The organism is Aerococcus sp. HMSC062A02 (genome assembly GCF_001809535.1).
Classification (GTDB): Bacteria; Bacillota; Bacilli; order Lactobacillales; family Aerococcaceae; genus Aerococcus.
On sequence record NZ_KV797910.1, the window covers coordinates 160,043 to 177,992 of the forward strand.

At 41.3% G+C, this 17,950-nt stretch carries 19 protein-coding genes; all 19 read left to right on the forward strand.

Annotated elements, in window-relative coordinates; translation table 11 throughout:
* Positions 1-7: 7 nt before the first annotated feature.
* Positions 8-1,864, forward strand: a complete 1,857-nt coding sequence (locus HMPREF2626_RS01630; protein WP_070616916.1) for a distal tail protein Dit — start codon at positions 8-10, stop codon at positions 1,862-1,864.
* Positions 1,865-1,876: 12 nt separating this feature from the next.
* Entirely contained in the window at positions 1,877-3,199 is a 1,323-nt protein-coding gene (locus HMPREF2626_RS01635) for an NlpC/P60 family protein (protein ID WP_070616917.1), read from the forward strand.
* On the forward strand, positions 3,200-6,448 hold the full coding sequence (locus tag HMPREF2626_RS01640) for a glycoside hydrolase family 73 protein (RefSeq protein ID WP_070616918.1): 3,249 nt from the start codon (positions 3,200-3,202) through the stop codon (positions 6,446-6,448).
* Complete coding sequence (locus tag HMPREF2626_RS01645; protein WP_070616919.1) at positions 6,448-8,433, forward strand: DUF859 family phage minor structural protein; 1,986 nt, start codon at positions 6,448-6,450, stop codon at positions 8,431-8,433. The genes HMPREF2626_RS01640 and HMPREF2626_RS01645 overlap by 1 nt, the downstream gene beginning before the upstream one ends.
* 3 nt (positions 8,434-8,436) lie before the next feature.
* On the forward strand, positions 8,437-8,850 hold the full coding sequence (locus HMPREF2626_RS01650) for a hypothetical protein (RefSeq protein WP_141744558.1): 414 nt from the start codon (positions 8,437-8,439) through the stop codon (positions 8,848-8,850).
* Positions 8,851-8,862: 12 nt separating this feature from the next.
* Entirely contained in the window at positions 8,863-9,225 is a 363-nt protein-coding gene (locus HMPREF2626_RS01655) for a hypothetical protein (protein WP_070616921.1), read from the forward strand.
* Positions 9,206-9,505, forward strand: coding sequence for a hypothetical protein (locus HMPREF2626_RS01660; protein ID WP_070616922.1), 300 nt, complete (start codon positions 9,206-9,208; stop codon positions 9,503-9,505). Before HMPREF2626_RS01655 ends, HMPREF2626_RS01660 begins: the two co-directional genes overlap by 20 nt.
* The gene (locus HMPREF2626_RS10365) at positions 9,495-10,436 is read left to right on the forward strand and encodes a collagen-like protein (RefSeq protein ID WP_070616923.1); all 942 of its coding nucleotides are present in this window, start codon (positions 9,495-9,497) and stop codon (positions 10,434-10,436) included. The genes HMPREF2626_RS01660 and HMPREF2626_RS10365 overlap by 11 nt, the downstream gene beginning before the upstream one ends.
* A gap of 11 nt (positions 10,437-10,447) precedes the next feature.
* Entirely contained in the window at positions 10,448-10,747 is a 300-nt protein-coding gene (locus tag HMPREF2626_RS01670; RefSeq protein ID WP_070616924.1) for a hypothetical protein, read from the forward strand.
* Positions 10,748-10,758: 11 nt separating this feature from the next.
* Entirely contained in the window at positions 10,759-11,343 is a 585-nt protein-coding gene (locus tag HMPREF2626_RS01675) for a carbohydrate binding domain-containing protein (RefSeq protein ID WP_070616925.1), read from the forward strand.
* Between the two features lie 250 nt (positions 11,344-11,593).
* Positions 11,594-11,872, forward strand: coding sequence for a hypothetical protein (locus HMPREF2626_RS01680; RefSeq protein WP_070616926.1), 279 nt, complete (start codon positions 11,594-11,596; stop codon positions 11,870-11,872).
* A gap of 153 nt (positions 11,873-12,025) precedes the next feature.
* The gene (locus HMPREF2626_RS01685) at positions 12,026-12,346 is read left to right on the forward strand and encodes a hypothetical protein (RefSeq protein WP_141744560.1); all 321 of its coding nucleotides are present in this window, start codon (positions 12,026-12,028) and stop codon (positions 12,344-12,346) included.
* Between the two features lie 320 nt (positions 12,347-12,666).
* Complete coding sequence (locus tag HMPREF2626_RS01690; protein ID WP_070616928.1) at positions 12,667-12,930, forward strand: hypothetical protein; 264 nt, start codon at positions 12,667-12,669, stop codon at positions 12,928-12,930.
* Positions 12,931-12,947: 17 nt separating this feature from the next.
* Positions 12,948-13,349, forward strand: coding sequence for a hypothetical protein (locus HMPREF2626_RS01695; RefSeq protein WP_070616929.1), 402 nt, complete (start codon positions 12,948-12,950; stop codon positions 13,347-13,349).
* Positions 13,342-13,479 (forward strand): hypothetical protein, encoded by a 138-nt coding sequence (locus HMPREF2626_RS10080; protein ID WP_168162689.1) that lies wholly within the window; start codon positions 13,342-13,344, stop codon positions 13,477-13,479. Before HMPREF2626_RS01695 ends, HMPREF2626_RS10080 begins: the two co-directional genes overlap by 8 nt.
* Positions 13,480-13,494: 15 nt before the next feature.
* Positions 13,495-13,851, forward strand: coding sequence for a phage holin, LLH family (locus HMPREF2626_RS01700; protein ID WP_070616930.1), 357 nt, complete (start codon positions 13,495-13,497; stop codon positions 13,849-13,851).
* Complete coding sequence (locus HMPREF2626_RS01705; RefSeq protein ID WP_070616931.1) at positions 13,851-15,365, forward strand: CHAP domain-containing protein; 1,515 nt, start codon at positions 13,851-13,853, stop codon at positions 15,363-15,365. Before HMPREF2626_RS01700 ends, HMPREF2626_RS01705 begins: the two co-directional genes overlap by 1 nt.
* Positions 15,366-15,645: 280 nt before the next feature.
* On the forward strand, positions 15,646-16,182 hold the full coding sequence (locus tag HMPREF2626_RS01710; protein WP_070616932.1) for a PBECR4 domain-containing protein: 537 nt from the start codon (positions 15,646-15,648) through the stop codon (positions 16,180-16,182).
* Between the two features lie 339 nt (positions 16,183-16,521).
* A complete protein-coding gene (locus HMPREF2626_RS01715) occupies positions 16,522-17,745 on the forward strand; it encodes a mechanosensitive ion channel (protein ID WP_070616933.1) in 1,224 nt (407 codons plus the stop codon).
* The last annotated feature ends 205 nt before the right edge of the window (positions 17,746-17,950 follow it).

The window sequence follows — 17,950 nt, forward strand, 5'->3', positions numbered from 1 at the left end:
GTAGAGAATGGCTGAAACCTTTCAAGTATATTTCAATGGAGAAGAATTAAACTCGGTATGTCGTATCACTAAAGTTGATCGGGAGCTTCTACCTCCACATGCTGTTGATAGTTACAAGATTGACCGGCGAAATGGTGAATTCTTTGATGGTGAATCTTATGGCGCACGTCGAATTAAAATTTCTTTCACTATTCATAATGAGAAGCTGCAAGATGCCCGGCAAGTTTTAGCATACATGCTCGATACTCGAGAGCCTAAGGAAATTATTTTAGGTGATGAGCCGGATCGATATTACCTAGGTATCGTTGAAGGAGCATCAAATTTTGATGAGATTTTAGATGTTCTAGCTAATGGAACCTTTACATTCCTTTGCTTAGATCCCTTTGCTTATGCAATCTGGGAGAGCACGGTTGAAGTTCCAAGAGGGACGCATCGGTTTTCATTTCAAAACGAGGGATCCGCACCAACGCTCCCTCGTTTTGAATTCGACTTTATGAGTGACTGTGGTTTTGTTGCTGTAGCTAGCCCCAATGGAATTATCCAAGTTGGTAATCACAAAGAGCAAGACTTAGAAGCAATTCCTCCTTCCGAGAAAGTCATGGCGGAAGAAATGGATAATATCTCCGGATGGCGAACAGACATTCCCTGTGAGCTCGATAACTTTAGCCCGACAGGGAAGTTTGGAACAAATAAATGGGGAGTAACCAATCCTAATCAAGGAAGCTCATCTAGTACGAGTGCGACGATTATCCCGGCCAAGAATGGGCGCTTTGAATATCGACTTAGTGATGGTGTAACTTGTTTAATTGCCCTCTATAGCATTTCTGATGGTCAAATTAAAGTAAGTATTGGGCTTTATCGTAATTCAACAAGGCGAGGGGCCTATAACCTCTATCCAGCAGGGCATAATTATTCACCGCGATTAAATCTTCGTTTAAATGGAACAAGTCATTCTAAGAGTGTTCCTTTTGATTTACGAAATATGCGAGTGAATAGCGTTCAGTGGCTGGCTAATTTCTCTGCTAATTCGAGTGGCAATATTGATCTAACGATTGATTTTGATCCTAAACATCCAACAATTAATCGCTTTGTGAAGACAGAAAGAGGCTCTGTCCAAGGGGCTAGCGCTTCAGATGGTTCCTGGACACAGAGTCGTCCTTGGCATGGTGCAGTGATTACTAAAGCCTTTAAGAAAGCAGGCACTCGAATGAGTACTTATAGTCGGTGCCAGCTGTCTCATGAAGCGAAAGGTTGGGGTGAAACCGGAATTCAGCAGCATTATTTACTAGATAATAACCAAAAAGCAATTATGTCGATTAAAATTATCGATGTTTCGACTAATTATCGATCGATTAATGTGGAATGTTGGATTCACTATCCTAATGGCAGTGCCAGACGATATTCTAGAGATAGCTTCTTTGATTTCAAAGGTACGATTAAAATGTGGAAGATGGGAGCTGAATTAATTTGGCAAATTCACAATGAACGCTCCAATGAGACACTCTACTATAAGACGACTCTACCTTCCTTTTTGGCGCGTGTGGTCTCTTACTACCAAATCGCTGCAGGTAAGCTGAGAGATACTAATTCTTATCGCTATAACGATATTATGGGGGTCTATGCTGATTACCACAACACAGATAAGTGGAAGGATATCCCTAATGAATTTAGCTTAGGAGAAAGATTAGTCATCGATAATCAAACAGGTGATGTGACCTTGTCTGGCTTGCCGCATTATGGCTCACTGGACATTGGTTCTCGTTTTTTTGAAATTCCCACAGGTAAAACAGACTTACAGTTTGGCTATAGCGGCTGGGCTCGAGATCCCTTTATTCGAATTAAATACCGAAAAAGATGGTTATAAGGAGGTGGAGCAATGATTTTTATTCTTGATCAAGGGCACCAGGTTGTTGGCGTTTTAGATAATACCAGCGAAGGTACCCTTCACTACTATGATGATGTAATCCGGACAAAGGTAAGAGGCGGTATAAAAACCTTTGATGTGGTCATTAAGAAGCAGAAAAAGTTTGAAGACTTAATTTCTAAAATCTGTGAAGGCAACTATATTACCAAGAAGAACAAAGCCGGTAAGCAATTGCTTTTTCAGATTATGGAAGTTGAAGAAGGCTCCGCCAAAATGGAGAAGAAAATTTATGCAGAAGATGCAGGCATGGACCTCATTAATGAAGTTTATCCTCCAGTTCTTAATGAAAAAGACAAAGTAGAGAGCGAGAAAGCTCAAAAGGAGTATGACGCCAAGAGAGAAAAGGCCTTGAAGACGTCTGAAAGTAAGGGCTTTGAAAGTGATGACTCAGTTCCACCTCAAAAGGAAATCGTGATTCATAAACGAAGAAAATTTGTAGACCTCATCAAGACAGTGCTCTATGACACAGGTTGGGAAATTGGCGAGATTGATGAATCACTTCAAACATCAGAGCGTCAGTTTGAGTCCCAGCAATACCAAACAGGCTTAGAGCGGTTAAACAGTATCTGCCAAGTCTTTGAGTGCGACTATGACTTTACTGTTGATTTTGACGGTAGCCAAGTGAAGAAAATGTATTGTAATTTCTACAAAGAAATTGGCAAGGATACTGGTGTTATTTATGATGCTGATCGCGACTTGATTGATGCCACTAAGATTGTGGATATTACCCGGGTCATTACAGGCGTAGAACTGGCTGGTAAAGAGATTCCTCAATATAAAGAAGTCATTGAGGAACAAAAAACAACCAAAGTTGACAATGCTCCAAGTTCTGGAGGTGGTAACAATAACAGTAGTGGAGGGGGCGGCAACAAAAAGAACCCTTATGGCATTTCTGATAAAAAAGAAAAGGCCATTCAAAACTGCTTACAACAGCTCGGATGGCCCTATGTTTGGGGTGGTGAGAGCCGGGCGGAAGGTGGTTTTGACTGCTCTGGCCTCTTTGATTATGGCTTTAAACAAGCCGGCTACGGCCTTCGAGGACGGACAACGACTTATACCATTCATGGTCAACAAGGCTGGCACAAGATCAGCCGTAATCAAGCGACTAGAGGTGATGTGGTAATCGTTAATGGCGTCAACCATGTGGTGATGCTTCTCCAACCCTTATCAGTGAGCGACAAGATTCTACATGCCCCTCAACCCGGACAGAAAATTTGTTACTCAAATTTGAAGTATTTTAACGTGACAGGATTTTATCGAATTAATGGAGAGTAGGTGAGTAAAATCGGATTTCAAGAGGACTATATCAATAAGATTGGTACAGCAGCACAGAAGGTGGCCAAGAATATTTATCCTTCTGTAACCATTGCCCAGGCCATCTTAGAGAGTGACTGGGGGCGGTCTAGTCTTGCTCGACAGTATAACAACCACTTCGGCATTAAGGGGAGTTATAACGGAAAAACGGTTCGTTTAGGGACATCAGAATCAAATGGTCAGTACTACTACAATACAGTCGCTGGCTTTAGAAGCTACCCGAATACAGAGAGTAGCGTCATTGACCATGAGAACTTGTTCACCTCGAGTACATGGCTTAAGAATCACTATCGTCATGTATTGAGCGCTAATAGTCCTGAAGCTCAATGTCGGGCCTTACAAGGGACTTATGCCACCGATCACCGCTATGCCAGTAAATTGATTAATATCATTAACACTTACAATCTGAAACGATTCGATAAAAAGACGAACTCATCGAGTCAGTCGACTGCTCCAAAAGCCGAAACCACTAGTCAAACGGACACCAAGAAAAAATTAGTTATTGATAATGAAGCGCCAAAACAGTATGTCGGTATCAAAGATATCGTCTACGATGATGGGCGCTTTTTTACTAAGAAAGGTGAGAGCCGTATTTATGACCGAGAAGGCCACGAAAGATGGCGGCGGCTAAAACCGACCGCTGGCGGCTATATTATGGATTACCTCAATACGGATGACGATGACCCAGAGAAGCTATTTCAGAAGGGATTGAATTACCTTAAGAAGTATAGCAATCCGTCCTTAGTTTTCACGATTAAAGTGAGCAAAATTAAGGATGGCCTGGAGAAAGGCGACTGGATTCGGATTGTTGATCACGATTTCTCCCCGGCTCTTTATATCAAGGCTAGGGTTCTTGAAATTGCTGAATCCGAAACCAATGAATCGCTTAATGAGATTAAGATTGGGAACTATGAAGTTCTTGAATCTAAAATTGATCCGGAGATCATTGCTCTGCAAAAAGAACTTAAAACCATTCGTCAAACTTGGACTGAAATGAATCCAGCCATGCTCTCTATTGAGTCGAGTGCTGGCACCTCCTTTATCAATAACAAAGCAGATACCGTGCTACGGGCCAAGATTCGCAAGGGAAGCCTAGATGTTACGGATAACTATCTGAATGATAATTTTGAATGGCGTCGCTATGATGAAAACGGCATTGAAGATCCTTCCTGGTTTATGACCGGACCAGCAATTGGTGTGAATGCTTTCGATATTGAAAACCGGTCGACCTTTGAAGTCACTTGGGGTGGAGAGACTGCTCAAATCACCTTGTCTAATGTGAAGTCCTTTGTCGCCAGCCAGCTCGAGCCTGATGATCCTGCGCCAGGTCAACAATGGCTAAAGATGAATGATAACGGTACAATTGAAAAGTTAACTTTCATGCCAGATACCAATTCTTGGGAAGCAATTCCTTATGAAAACCGAATTACTTCTTCAAACGGAACGATTTTTAAAGACAACATTGTCGATACAGAATTACAGTCAACTATTATGCAAAATGGTGTCGACCGAACAAGAGAGTTTGACCGTTTTGACTGGATCCGCCAGGGTGGCCAGGAAGATGCCGCTTGGAATAGGGTTCATGAAAACAAAGGGCCAAAAATTTCAATATCCACTGCGGATATCTATAACGAAGCCAAGTTTTACTGTATAGCTTATAATACGCAAACCAAAGAATCAGGAGTCATCTCCGATACTTTGACGATTAAAAACTTTATCATGGCACGTTATGAGCAAGCAGAAGAGCCTAAAGACGCACCCGAAGGAGCACTCTGGACGAACACAAAGACTAATGAACTACAAATTAAAAAGAATGGCGAATTCATTCCGGTTATTACGCAAATCGAATTAGAAAAAGCAATCGAAGAGATCGAACTAAAGCCAGGTCCTCCTGGTCAAGATGGGGAGGATGGTGCCCCTGGTAAAGACGGTCGAGATGGACAGGACGGTAAACCGGCCTATGCTCACTGGGCCTATGCCAACAGTGCGGATGGGAGAGAAGGGTTTACGCGGAAGGCTTTGCCTGGCAGAAAGTATATCGGCGTATATTCTGACCATATTAAAGAAGACAGTAATGACCCCAGTAAGTATGAATGGTCCTTATACACGGGTAAAGATGGCGAGGATGGGCTCCCTGGTCCTAAAGGAGATGATGGGGAGTCCAGCTATATCCATACCGCCTGGGCAAATTCAGCCGATGGAAGACAAGGCTTCAGCACGAGTGATGCCAGTGGTCGGTCTTATATGGGGACTGCGATTACCAATAACAAAAGTGACCCAATCGATCCCTCTGCTTATATTTGGCAGCGTACACAAGGTATCAAAGGGGAGAAGGGTGATCAAGGGCCTAAAGGGATTCCTGGTGATAAGTCATGGACTTGGATTAAGTTTTCTGATGGTCCTAATGGCGAAGGGATGTCAGATAGTCCTGTTGGTAAAACTTATATTGGGATCTCTGAAAATAATAGCTCTGAACGAAAATCGAATAATCCTAAAGATTACTACTGGTTTAGGGCAAAAGGTGAAAAGGGTGTTCCCGGTGAATCTGGATGGACCTGGATTAAGTATGCAGATGATCCAAACGGCAATGGGATGAGCGACGACCCAACAAACAAGAAATACATTGGCTATGCTTACAATAAGTCAACGCCTTCTAAATCAACTGATAAGGACGATTACTATTGGAGCTTGATTCCTGAAGAGATGGAGAATCAGATTAATAGCAAGGCTAGCGAAATTTCTCTGGCAGAGGCCCAGGAACGTATCTCCGGTGTATCCGCTATTGTTGAGCAGCTTCCGTCCGGAGAGGAGCTTTATAGCCTCCAAAATCGGTTCACTCAAGCAGAAGTTCAGTTGAAACACCTCGAGAATGCGAGAGAATCTGACAAAGCAGATTTGGAACATCGGCTGAAGGTCATTGAGGCCAATGTCGGAGCTGGTCAATTATTCATTGAAGCTATCAAAACGAATCTCTCATTCGCTGAAGAAGGACTACAGCTCGGACGTAAAGACAATCCGTTGAAAGTTAATATTGACAACGAAAAAATAAGCTTTCTTGATTCAGGTAAAGAGGTAGCTTTTATTAGTGGCCAGATGCTATGGATTCTATCTGGGGTTTTCATCAACAGCTTAGCTTTCGGTAATCACAAGGCTTATGCAGCTTATGGCAGCACGAAAATTACAATATTTGATTTGGTAGGTGGTAGTTAATGCCAAGAATTGTTGGAAATAAATCAGGGACACTTCCCTATATCGTGATCGATTGGAATACAGCCAGACAAGATAATAGTAATAACCGTACTTTGATTGATGTCAATGTGATCTTAAAAGTGGACTATGGACCCATTTCCTATACAGCCAACGCTAACGGTAGTATTACAGTTGGCGATTCTGTTATTGCCTTTACAGCTAATGGACAGGCTGTTAATCGAACAGGTGAATATTCACTAGCTAAACGGTCGGTATGGGTGAACCATAATAGCGATGGAACGGCTAGTGTCCAGTTGTCTGCTAAGTATAATTTAGCTATCTACTGGGGCGGCCGCTTGCGCGTAGAAAATTTAACAGCAGGTCAGAGAATTAACCTTGCACGTTTATCCACTTATGATACTTTCCGAGTGGAGACTAACTCCGGAAGCCAACCAGATCATGTTCAGTTTGGTGAGTATGTCACTTTTAGAATCAATCGGAACACCTCATCTTTTACTAATAGCTATGGTTATGATTTTATGGGGAAGGCTTATTTTGTTGGAAATAACGTCAAACAGAATAGCCAAACACACCAAATCCCATTACATCTAATGAATCAGATGATTACCACTGACCAGGCTAGTATTAAATTTTGGTGTAATACTTTCGATGAATCTGGAAAATTACTAGGTACGGATGCGCATTGGGCAGCGATTACAGTGCCAGATCATATCAAGCCAACTATAACTAATGTCTCCATTACGGAAGAGTCTGAACGCAAATATCGGATTACTGTATCTGCTGCAGGTTCATATGGCTCAACAATTAGTCGTGTTACACAAACAGAAAGTGGCGGCAACACAGTTAACGGTGCTGATGTTGTCTGGAATATTACTGGGGATTCAGGCACTTATAGCTGGACGATTGTTGCTATCGATAGTCGAGGGAGACAATCTGACCCCTACCAAGCTTCGAAGGAGATTACGCTTGTCCCACCTCCAACCATCAAAACTTTTACGCCTCATCGGTCCGGAACTACTGTGACTGCAGAAGTCGAGGTTTCCGGTGGTGGAAGTATTCAAGTTACAGTTCAACGGAAAGAACGAGCTGAAACGCAATGGGTTACAGTCTACGATTACAGTTATAACGAAGCCTTCCAAGGTAAACTTAAATTAGGGACGAATTATAATGAAACAACATCGTATGATTTGACGCTGACTGTTACAGATAGTCGAGGCAGAAAAGCTGTTGCAAGAAGTGACGTTTCGACTGCAGGAGCAGTGTTATCTCTTGGATCTAGAGGAATTGGAGTCGGGAAGGTTGTAGAGCATGATCGCGTTCTGGATGTTAAAGGAGATTCCTATTTTGAAGGCAAAATCATCCAGAATGGCAAGGAGCTAATTATCCCTGAAATCAAGGATAAGAAAGCCGAAAAACTTTCCGCAGGCGCTGACTTGAATAAAATAGTCGAAGATGGATTTTATTACAGTGATGTAGGGGAAGCTAACGATAAACGTCAAAATGCCCCCTCCGGAGCAGCTTTTTTGTTAAGAGTTGTCCGGACAAACTTAGCTCTCTACCAAACTTATTATGATTACGCTGGTAATGTTTATAATCGTGCAGGGATGCCAAGCGCTCCTGGCACATGGAAATTAACTAAGTCTATCGGGTATAAAGTTGAGAATAACGGAGAGCACATCGGTGATTATATTGACCTCCCGAGTGGCCATCGCATCGTCTGGAGAACATTCACCTATGATAGGGATGCCATTAAAAGAAATGATCCTTGGAAATTTTCGGATACAAAACTCGCTATGCCTGCTTTGCTAAAAGGGACTGTTTTTGGTGGCTTGTCAACCTCTAACTCTTCGTACGCCGATAGCTCTGATGCAGCTAAACTAAGACTTCATGTTTATATTGACCAGTGGCGGATTAACTATGACGAAAACCCAATAGGAAATGGCAATTTAACGGTTGTACTGTGGGCATTTGGGGAGGCAGGATAAGTGATGAACCTTATTTTTACTTTACAGGTATCTAATGAGAGAAGCATTAAGTATAGAATTTGTGATAATTTAGTCGAAGCAACTTGGGATGATAACCAGTTGCTTTTTGATTTGAATGATATTGAAGAAGGTAAGCAATACACTGCTCCATATCCAGTAGTCAATGTATTTGATAATAGTATTGAATTCATCGACTATATTCGATCAAGTGATGATACTGGTCAAGAAATCGAGAGAGTTGATGACCCTTCTGAATTATCCGGAGAAAAAGCTATTTTTGAAGAAGTGCCTAATATTCCAAGAGACGATAATAAGTTATTGTTAACTGAAATTAGGCAGGAGAATAAAGAACTTAAAGATCAACTGACTAAAAACAATGAGCTGCTAAAAGCAATTTTAAGCCAACTAAAAGGGTAAGGAGGGAGTCCAATGAAGCGTTACTTAAATTCTTTAACATCAATTACAACTTTATTCATTTTCGGTTTAACACTTGTGCTAGAAAAGAATCCCTATGTCAGAATTTTAGATCCTCCCTCTCGATACTTTTTAATTGCAGCATGTCTCGTTTTACCGTTACTTGCATTACTGACCATTATCTTTAAGCGACAAAATTATTTAGGCTATCTTATGGCGCTTACTTCCGGCCTCTGGGCTGGGATTGGTGGTCTTTACTTTGGTCACTATGTTACGCATCCCCATTCGAATAGTTCTTGGTTGATGGCTTTTGCAATAGCGATATTTACATTGATATCAATCAGACGGGGGGATTGGCGTGAACATAAACATCGATAGCATACTTGCCTTAATTACTGGAGCAGTAACAGCTTATGGAGTATACGAAAAAAACAAATCTGATACACGGAATCAAACATTAGAAGAACAAGAAAAAATTCTTTCTGAGTATAAGGCGCTGTATCAAGAAGCTAAAGAGCAAATAGATGAGCTCGAGCAAGAAAATGATGAGATGAAGGAAAAAGTCAATCAGGCTTTAGAAGAAATCCAAAAGCTTCGAGAAATTATCCAGCAGATGGAAACCAATATTGAAAGGGAGGAGGAGACCAATGGCGAATAATTTTCTACTTATGCGAAACACTTTGAATAATGATGACCGCGATATTGGTGTCTTGGAATTATCCAACCAAAACCGAGGCGGCATCATTAAACAAGGAGATACCACTCCTTTAAAGTACCAGGTGCTAGACCATGACGCTGACGATGATATCGACTTGTCTGGCCAAGTAGGGAAGGCTTATATCATTACTCGGGGAGAAATTGAAAAAACGGTTTACTCGACTAAAGCAACGATTGGAGAACATAACATTGCAACATTCCGAATTCTTGAAGTGCTTCCTGTCGGCGAATATCGTATTGAGATTGAGCTACAGCCGGATGGTGTAGGGTCACGAATCTTCCCATCGGATAAAAATGATGTGGATGCTTATCTACGCATTGATCCTTCAGCGTTAGGTTTATCGATTGATATCAATCCAGATAGCTATAAGCCTCATGTTATTCAGGAGTCAATTAATGCTTTAATTCAAGCTAACCTGAATAAAATCAAAGGTGAGAAGGGCGAAAAAGGAGACCCCGGCCCACGCGGGCCCCAGGGACCAAAAGGGGATACAGGTAGCCAGGGCCCTCAAGGAGCTACCGGTCCGCAAGGTCCAAGAGGGGCACAAGGCCCTCAAGGCGTTCAGGGACCGACTGGGCCTAGAGGGGATACGCCGACAATCAATAGTCGGGGGACCTGGCAGATTGGGGCGGTGGATACTGGGATACGTGCTCTCCGGATGGTGGAGAAGACGATCGGCGATGGCCGGTCAACGACAATCACTGTCCAGCATGGTCTGGGCGTTCAGCGACCACATACCGAAGTCTTTTCTACGATTGATCCCTGGGACAAGGTAGAGGTGACTATGTACTTTAAGAATACTAATGCAGTGGTCTTAGAATTTGCGGAGCCACCCAAGCAAGGTGAGTTCATTGTTTCGTTTATTGGATAGGGGGTGGAGAGATGACGAGACTTCTAAGTGCAGCTGAAAAAGAAAAGGATATTGTGCCTAAGAAATACGTTGATAAGATACAACCTTTTTTAGGTAATTTAGATGAGTGCAAAGAGAGTGGCTATTATCACATCGGCTCACAGTATAGTCCTGCTAATAAGTGGTCTTTTATGTATGTTGTAAATATAGATGGTTATGTGGAACAAAGACTAACAAATCGAGATGGTATACCAAAAATATATTTAAGATATTTCCACGCGATTAATAAAACATGGACAGCTTGGACAGTTTTTGAAGGAAAGCAAATCTGAGGAGGAAAATTATGGCAAGAAACCTATCTCCAATCAAAAACGAAAATGATGTTATCACTCAAAACTACGCTAAAGACAACTTAGTTATTTTAGAGTCTAAAAAGTTCGGGGGGGGCGAAAGCATTGATATAGAAATGATTTTGGGAGGTAATCTCTTAAATGGAACCCTAGATTTTAGCGGTGATCGATGGGTAAACTTATTTCAATGGGTCGAGGAAAAAGAGACATACAGAGGACTTAAAGTGATGAGTAGGGATAAGGCTTGGTTTGGCTTATATCAACCCTACAGTGTGGCTGAAGGAGAGACTTATACCTTTAGCTTTTATGCAAAGATAGACAATCCGGAAAGCGTACAAGTCGACCTTTACTTAGATGGTGGGGATAATTCTATCAATCCATACTTTGAGCGGATAGCGGTCGATACACACTTTAAGCGCTTTGGGGTAACTTTTACAGCAAAAGCCGACACACTCTCCAAGTGTCGACTGGAGAAGAAGGGGAATACTGGTGGAAAGTTATATGTGGCAGGGTATCGCTTAGATGAAGGGGATGCAAAGATGCCATATTTCCTCAATTGGAGTGATTTAGTAAAGTAGAAAGGATCATAAATATGCCGAGAAATTTGTCAAAAATTGAAAATATACAAGATATTCCAAATATTGCATTTTTAGGGTATATAAAAAATGGGGGGGGAAAATAAATCTCTATCTTCAAAATAGAAACTTAATTATAGATACTCAATCAATTGTAGGGTTCTATAATCAGGCTGATAGCGCATTTTATATTAACAAGAGATTGAAAACTACCGACTATTTTATTCCAGTTAAAAGCGGAGAAAACTATACCATGCATGGAGATGCAAAGGAAGCTTGGAGAATAGCCTGTTTTGACAAAAATAAGAGAATTATAAAGGTTATTTTAGTTGGAGATACTAGAACTTCTGATCCGATATTACCTTTTATTGTGCCTGCCGGGGTTGATTTTATAAAGGTATCTTATCCTAGTGGAGAACGTATGAAATTTGAGAAAGGCGAAATAGCTACGCCTTGGACACCATCTCCGGAGGATATTGAAGCATGGAAAAATTCAATTGAAAAAAGAATTTCAGCTTTAGAAAGGAGTTAAAGATGGTTAGGAACTTATCTAAAATTAAATCGAAAACGGATATTCCAACAGTTGGTTTTATTACCCAAATAAAAAATGGGGGGGGGCAGATTAGCTACTAATCTTTTTGATTATAGTAAGGCAAAACAGTACGAGCCCTACCATGATATGAGCGTGAATAAATTTAAAGAGCTTGAATATAGAGTGAAATTAAAAGATGCGTACTTAACCCTTCAAATGTCGAGTGAAAACTATGGTGGGGAAGGGGCTTTTCTTGTTTGTGGAATAATAGAGCGTAATGGGGAGCCTTTAGAACTTAGAGATTTTCCCAGGCAGACTATTGATACCCACGGAGGTGGAAAGGGATTATTTGTTGAAAGAGGATACTTTGAAGAAAAAGTATATTTAAGGAGAGAGTGGATAGTTCATACTCCCATCAAATCTGAAGTGGGAGATATTATCACTCTAAAGCATTTTCAACTTTACAAATTGTAGGAGGTAAAGACATATGACGAGAAGTCTATCGCCAGCTGAGCAAGATAAAGACGTTGTAACGATTGGCTATTTAAAGTCTAAAAAAATCGGGGGGGGGGGGGGGAATAAGTATTCCAAAAATATTAAATAATTTAGTCAATCCTAGGTTATTTAAGAAATCAAATTTATACACCGAAGCGACTTTAAATAATGAAGTATGGGAGGTAGGTCCAGTCAATGGAGGATTATCCTCTGGGATAGAAGCTCATAGAGATATTAGCCTTGGACATATTTATTACTATTGTTACAGTCTTAATCCTGAATCAGAAGTAAGGCCCTCAATGTTTAATGGGGTAGTAAAAAGCTTTGAGTCGAGCGTCCCAGGCAATGCCTACTCTTTTGTTTCATATATTATTGAAAAGAATACTACTGATAAAAGATACTACATTTATATCAATGGTAAGAAGTCAAAAATAAAGGATATTATGATGTTAGATCTCACAGCTTCATTTGGTGAAGGCAATGAGCCTTCTAAAGAATATATGGACAGGCTTATCGAACATACAGGCTACTTTGATACTCAACAAATCGCAGTTCAAATATAGAAAAGGAGATGTGCTTTATGACATGGAAAATCGAATCCGCAATTCCAAAGAACTTTGACACAGATACACCACTAACTGAACTTACCATTACAAATGGCCAAGGAGAGGTTCTCCGGAGAGACGTTCGAGGAGATGTCCGGAACCTTCCGGAAGAGGAACAGATCAAAAAGTTGATTGAAAAGTTCTACGCTGATGAGCTGAGTGACAAATTCCAAAATGAAGCTATCGTTAAGCTCGACGAAGCCCGGAAGAAACTGGAAGACGCAACACAGGTTAATGTGGGGATAGTTGCCGGGCTATCTGAGCAGATTTTCGGCTTAAGAATGGAGCTTGAAGCAGTGAAGGGCCGACTCGAGTCAAAAGAAGAGACACCTGAAGCAGCAGAAGAAGTAACAGAGGAGGGAACAACTAATGGATAGTTTCATTACATTCTATGTTTTCTACATTCCGAAAGGATGGGTCAAGTGGGAGCAGGTCCCAGTTCAGCTTAAGGAAGCGGTAGCTAAGGCGTTGAAGAAGGAAGGCTATGCCGAGTTTGTCGGCGAGTAAAGGAGAGGATAAATTATGGATGCATACATTACATCAGTGATTACACAAGCAGTATTGGCGATTGCAGGCATTGCAGTCGTTTTTATTTTCCGGAAAGTTTCAGGCTATGCTAAAGAGTACTACCAAGCGAACACAACTCTAGAGCAACAAAAGATTATTAAGCAAGTTATTACAGATGCTGTTGCCTACGCCGAAAAGCAGGGATGGGACCGGATTGGCAAAGAGAAGTTCGAAATGGCCAAAACTCGTGCTGAAGGCATCTTAGCTGAGAAGGGCATTCCAGTGACCTGGGAGGACTTGCAGACATCCATTGAGGCAGCATGCCTAGAGCTGGATAAAGCCCAAGGGAAGCTAGATAAAGGGGCGAAATAATGGAACTTACTTATAACGGAGCTGTTCTGAAAGAAGAAACGCTCAATGCAATTCTAAAAAGAGCTAGGGAGTATCAAATTCTCCCTAGCTTTTTGATTACGCAGCTGCACTATGAGGGTCTCTGGGGAAATTCTGAGGTCGCCCGGCTAAATAACAATTTAGGGGGCATGACCTGGACTGGAACGGCAAAGCGGCTATCTGGTATCACCGTATCTAAAGGAAGTCCTCGACCAGCTGCAGAGGGTGGTCACTACATGAAGTACGCTAGCCTGTCGGACTTCATCCAGGACTGGACTTATCTTCTTCGTCCTGACGGCTATTACAACGTCTATGAAGAAGACGAATTTAAGTATGCGGTTAAAGGCTTATTCGTTGTAGGTGGCGCTAAGTACGACTATGCGACGATGAACGTGTCCACCAGTCAGCAACGTTATGAGCTATACCTGAAAGGGATGAGCGCAAGGCGGCAAGCAATTAATGCTGCAAACGATAATGCCTTAGACAAGTTAGATCAAGAGTATTTAGGAAAGGACGATGATACAGTGGTAGCAAGTGCAAAGAAGGTTCTAGATATTGCTCGCGGCCAACTTGGGGTGACAAAGTATTCCTCTGGTCACAAGGCGATTATTAATAAATACAATGCCACTAAGCCACTACCAGTTGGTTATGCAGTAACCTATGATGATGACTGGTGTGATGCCTTCGTGACCTACGTGGCTATTATGGCAGGAGCAACAGATTTAATTGGCCGCGAGTGTGGTGTAGAACGCCACAAAGGAATCTTTAAGTCCATGGGGATTTGGCGAGGGCTGCAGTATCCTAAGGCTGGCGATATTGTCACTTTTGAATGGAACGGTAATAGAGGCGGCTTTGCCCACCATATCGGCTATGTGGAGTCAGTGAATGGCAACAACATTACTACGATCGAAGGAAATTCAACAGTAGGTAATGTTTCCGCCGTCCGGAGACGAACTTATGCTTGGAACTCAGTCTACATCCAAGGCTATGCCCGTCCACGCTATGCTGATGGTGCAGTAGAGACAACTGGCAAGAAAGTGAAGATTGCAGACTACGCTACCCACTGGCAAACAGGAGAAAAAATCGATCCTAAAGTTAAAGGTGAAGAATTCTCTGTTGTCCAAGAGAAGGCTGTTAGCCAATCCAAGTCGCGTAAGGCTTACCTGCTCCATGATGGTAGCTACTACATTGGATGGCTCCTAGAGCAGGACGTGGTTGGTTTTGAACCTTACAAGTCAGATGAGGAGATCGCTAAGGAAGTCCTAGATGGTAAGTGGGGCAATAATCCGGAGAGAATCCAGAAATTGAGTGCTGCAGGGTATGATGCAGTGAAAGTCCAAGACAAGGTCAATGAGCTGATCAAGCAAGGAAAATCCGAGGAAGAACCTGAAGAAGTTGAAGTAGCTGATGAGCAGCCAATCGGTGGGGATGAGCCGGAATTAGCAGATAACGAAGTAGTTTTAGATGGGGTTGTTTGGAAGATTATTAAGAAGTAAAGTTTCAAAAAATAACACTTAAAGTTGACAAAATGAAACTTTTTACTTTACAATATCAATGAATAGCCCTTTGTCTCGCTATTCCGTATGTGCTAGCACAGTTCGTCAAGCACAAGTCTATTCTAAATATATAGAGATGTAACAGGGGGAAGTTACATTGCCCGACAGAGGCCTTATATCTGATCGTCGGTCGAGAACGTGGACGTCTCACGTTCCTTCCCTAAAGGAGAGTTCCTTCTTGGAATTCTCCTTTTTATTTTATTAATGGAGGGCAGAATGAGTGATTGACAAAGATAACTACTTAATTGAATTATTAAACTTTTACGAAGCTACTTTCTGCCAGAATAACTGTTTAATTGAAACTAATTATAAAGAATTATCCTTAATTCAAATTTCATTCGATGCAAATCAATTACCTCATCTTTTGGGCTTTCAAAAGGTTAATCAAGCCGGTGGTGCCAGGGGAGTAAATAATATAAGAAACAAAAAGGTAACTCTAGGAACCATTGAAAAGCATGATCGCTATCACCAAATTAAACCCAGAATTAGGGGATTTACTCGATTAGAAAATATGTTCCAATTTCAAGGGATGGAGGCATGCTTACTAAAAAAAGACAATAAATTGCCTTCAAAAATGAATCAAGACTTAGATATCATCTTGTTTGATAAAGAAAGTCGAAATCGTCATGTTTATGTTCTCGGGCTAAGCAAAGCTAAAAATAGTAATGTTTATTATCCAAGAACGTTTTTTGAGACTAAAGAAAACAAATATAGTCATTTTAGGATGACTAAGATTAAAAATATTACATGGATATAAAAAAAGAGGGCTTAGCGGTCTCCTTGTGGGCTTAAATTGGGCTTAAAAAAGTTTTTTAACAGAATTTCGGCCATAAAATACATGGAATAGAAAACATGAGAACCTTGATAAATCAGCATTTAACATAAATAATTACGCTCTAAAGATTGAATGGGAATAAGAATTTAGAACCATATTCACCAAAGATCAGCTAGAGGGTGCTATACCCTATTAGCTGATCTTTTTTCTCTGCCTATATAGATTGGATAAATAATAGATATAAAAAAGAAGCGCTTTCGTTTTAAAACTTTCTTAATAATTGTTATACTAAAACTATCATAAGAATAGGAGGAATAAGAAATGGATGCTATAAATGCTTTTTTAGAGCCGATTCTCTCGGCGATTCCTAATATTTTAGGAACGGTTTTACTCTTACTGGTCGCTTGGATTATCGCTGTGATTGTTCGTAAGTTAACCTTCAAGGGGCTGGAAGCTATCCACGCTGACCAACGCTTCTTAAGCTGGGGAGTAGCCCAGGATGAAGGGGATGCTAGGGGCTTGCTCCAGACGATTGCCAAGGTCGCTTACTTTTTAGTTTTTGTCTTCTTCCTGCCTGCCATCTTACAAGGCTTGAATATTGGAGGGGTCATGGAACCAATCACTAATATGTTCGATAAGTTCTTTGCCTTCATCCCTAATATCATTGGTTCGATTCTGATCTTAGTATTAGCTTTCTACTTCTGCGGTTTTGTCCGCGATATTGTACAAAATCTCTTAGAGCGGGTCAATATTGATGGTAAGTTGGCAGGGCTTCTGCAGACTGATCCTGAAGAAGGGCAGACCCGCAGCAAGGGCCAACAAGTGGCTAAGGGTCTAGCTATGCTGGTTTATGTCTTACTCTTTATCCCCTTTTTGACGGCTGCGTTAGAGGTTTTAGGGATTGAATCGATTGCGAAACCAATCGTTAACCTACTCAATACCATGTTGGCTGCTATTCCGAATATCTTAATTGCCCTGGTCCTTGTGAGTGTAGGTGCTCTACTTGCCAAGTTGATCGGAGACTTAGTGGAAAACTTACTGAGTGCGGCTAATATTGACCGTTTCACCAAGTATCTTAATGTTAAGGAAGATGCCCATTCCCTTCAGCTTAGTGCTATCTTAGGGCATGCAGTAAAGGCTGTTATTGGTATTTTCTTCTTAGTTCAAGCCCTAAATGTCTTACAGCTTGATGTTCTCTCACAGATCGGCCAAGCGGTGATTGCCTACTTGCCTTTAGTTCTGTCTGCTATTGCTATCCTTTGTCTGGGCGTCATTGGTGGGAACTTGTTGGCTAATTTCCTTAGAGAATCGACAGGGTCTAAATTTTTAGCTAATACTGTTCAATACGCTTTGGTCATCTTAGCCATCTTTATGGCCTTAGACCAATTACAATTCGCCGCCTCTATTGTCAATATTGGCTTCATGCTAATTGTGGGCGGAGCTTCGGTTGCCTTTGCACTGGCCTTCGGTTTAGGGGGACGCGATTTTGCCCGCAAACAATTGGAACGTCTCGACTACAAAATCAACCAAAAAGATGAAAAGTAAATGACAAATGAAGAAGAGTGCGGTGCACACAAGTTGTGCACCGGCTTTTTTTATAAAAACAATACATTAATTGTTCGACATTTAGTTCCTGACCATGTACAAAAAATACAATAGTGTCTTCCTATAAGATTATGAAAGCTTGATATTAAAGCTTTCTTTAATAATTTTTAAAATAATTTTTGCCAAAAGGGTGACAAAAGCATTT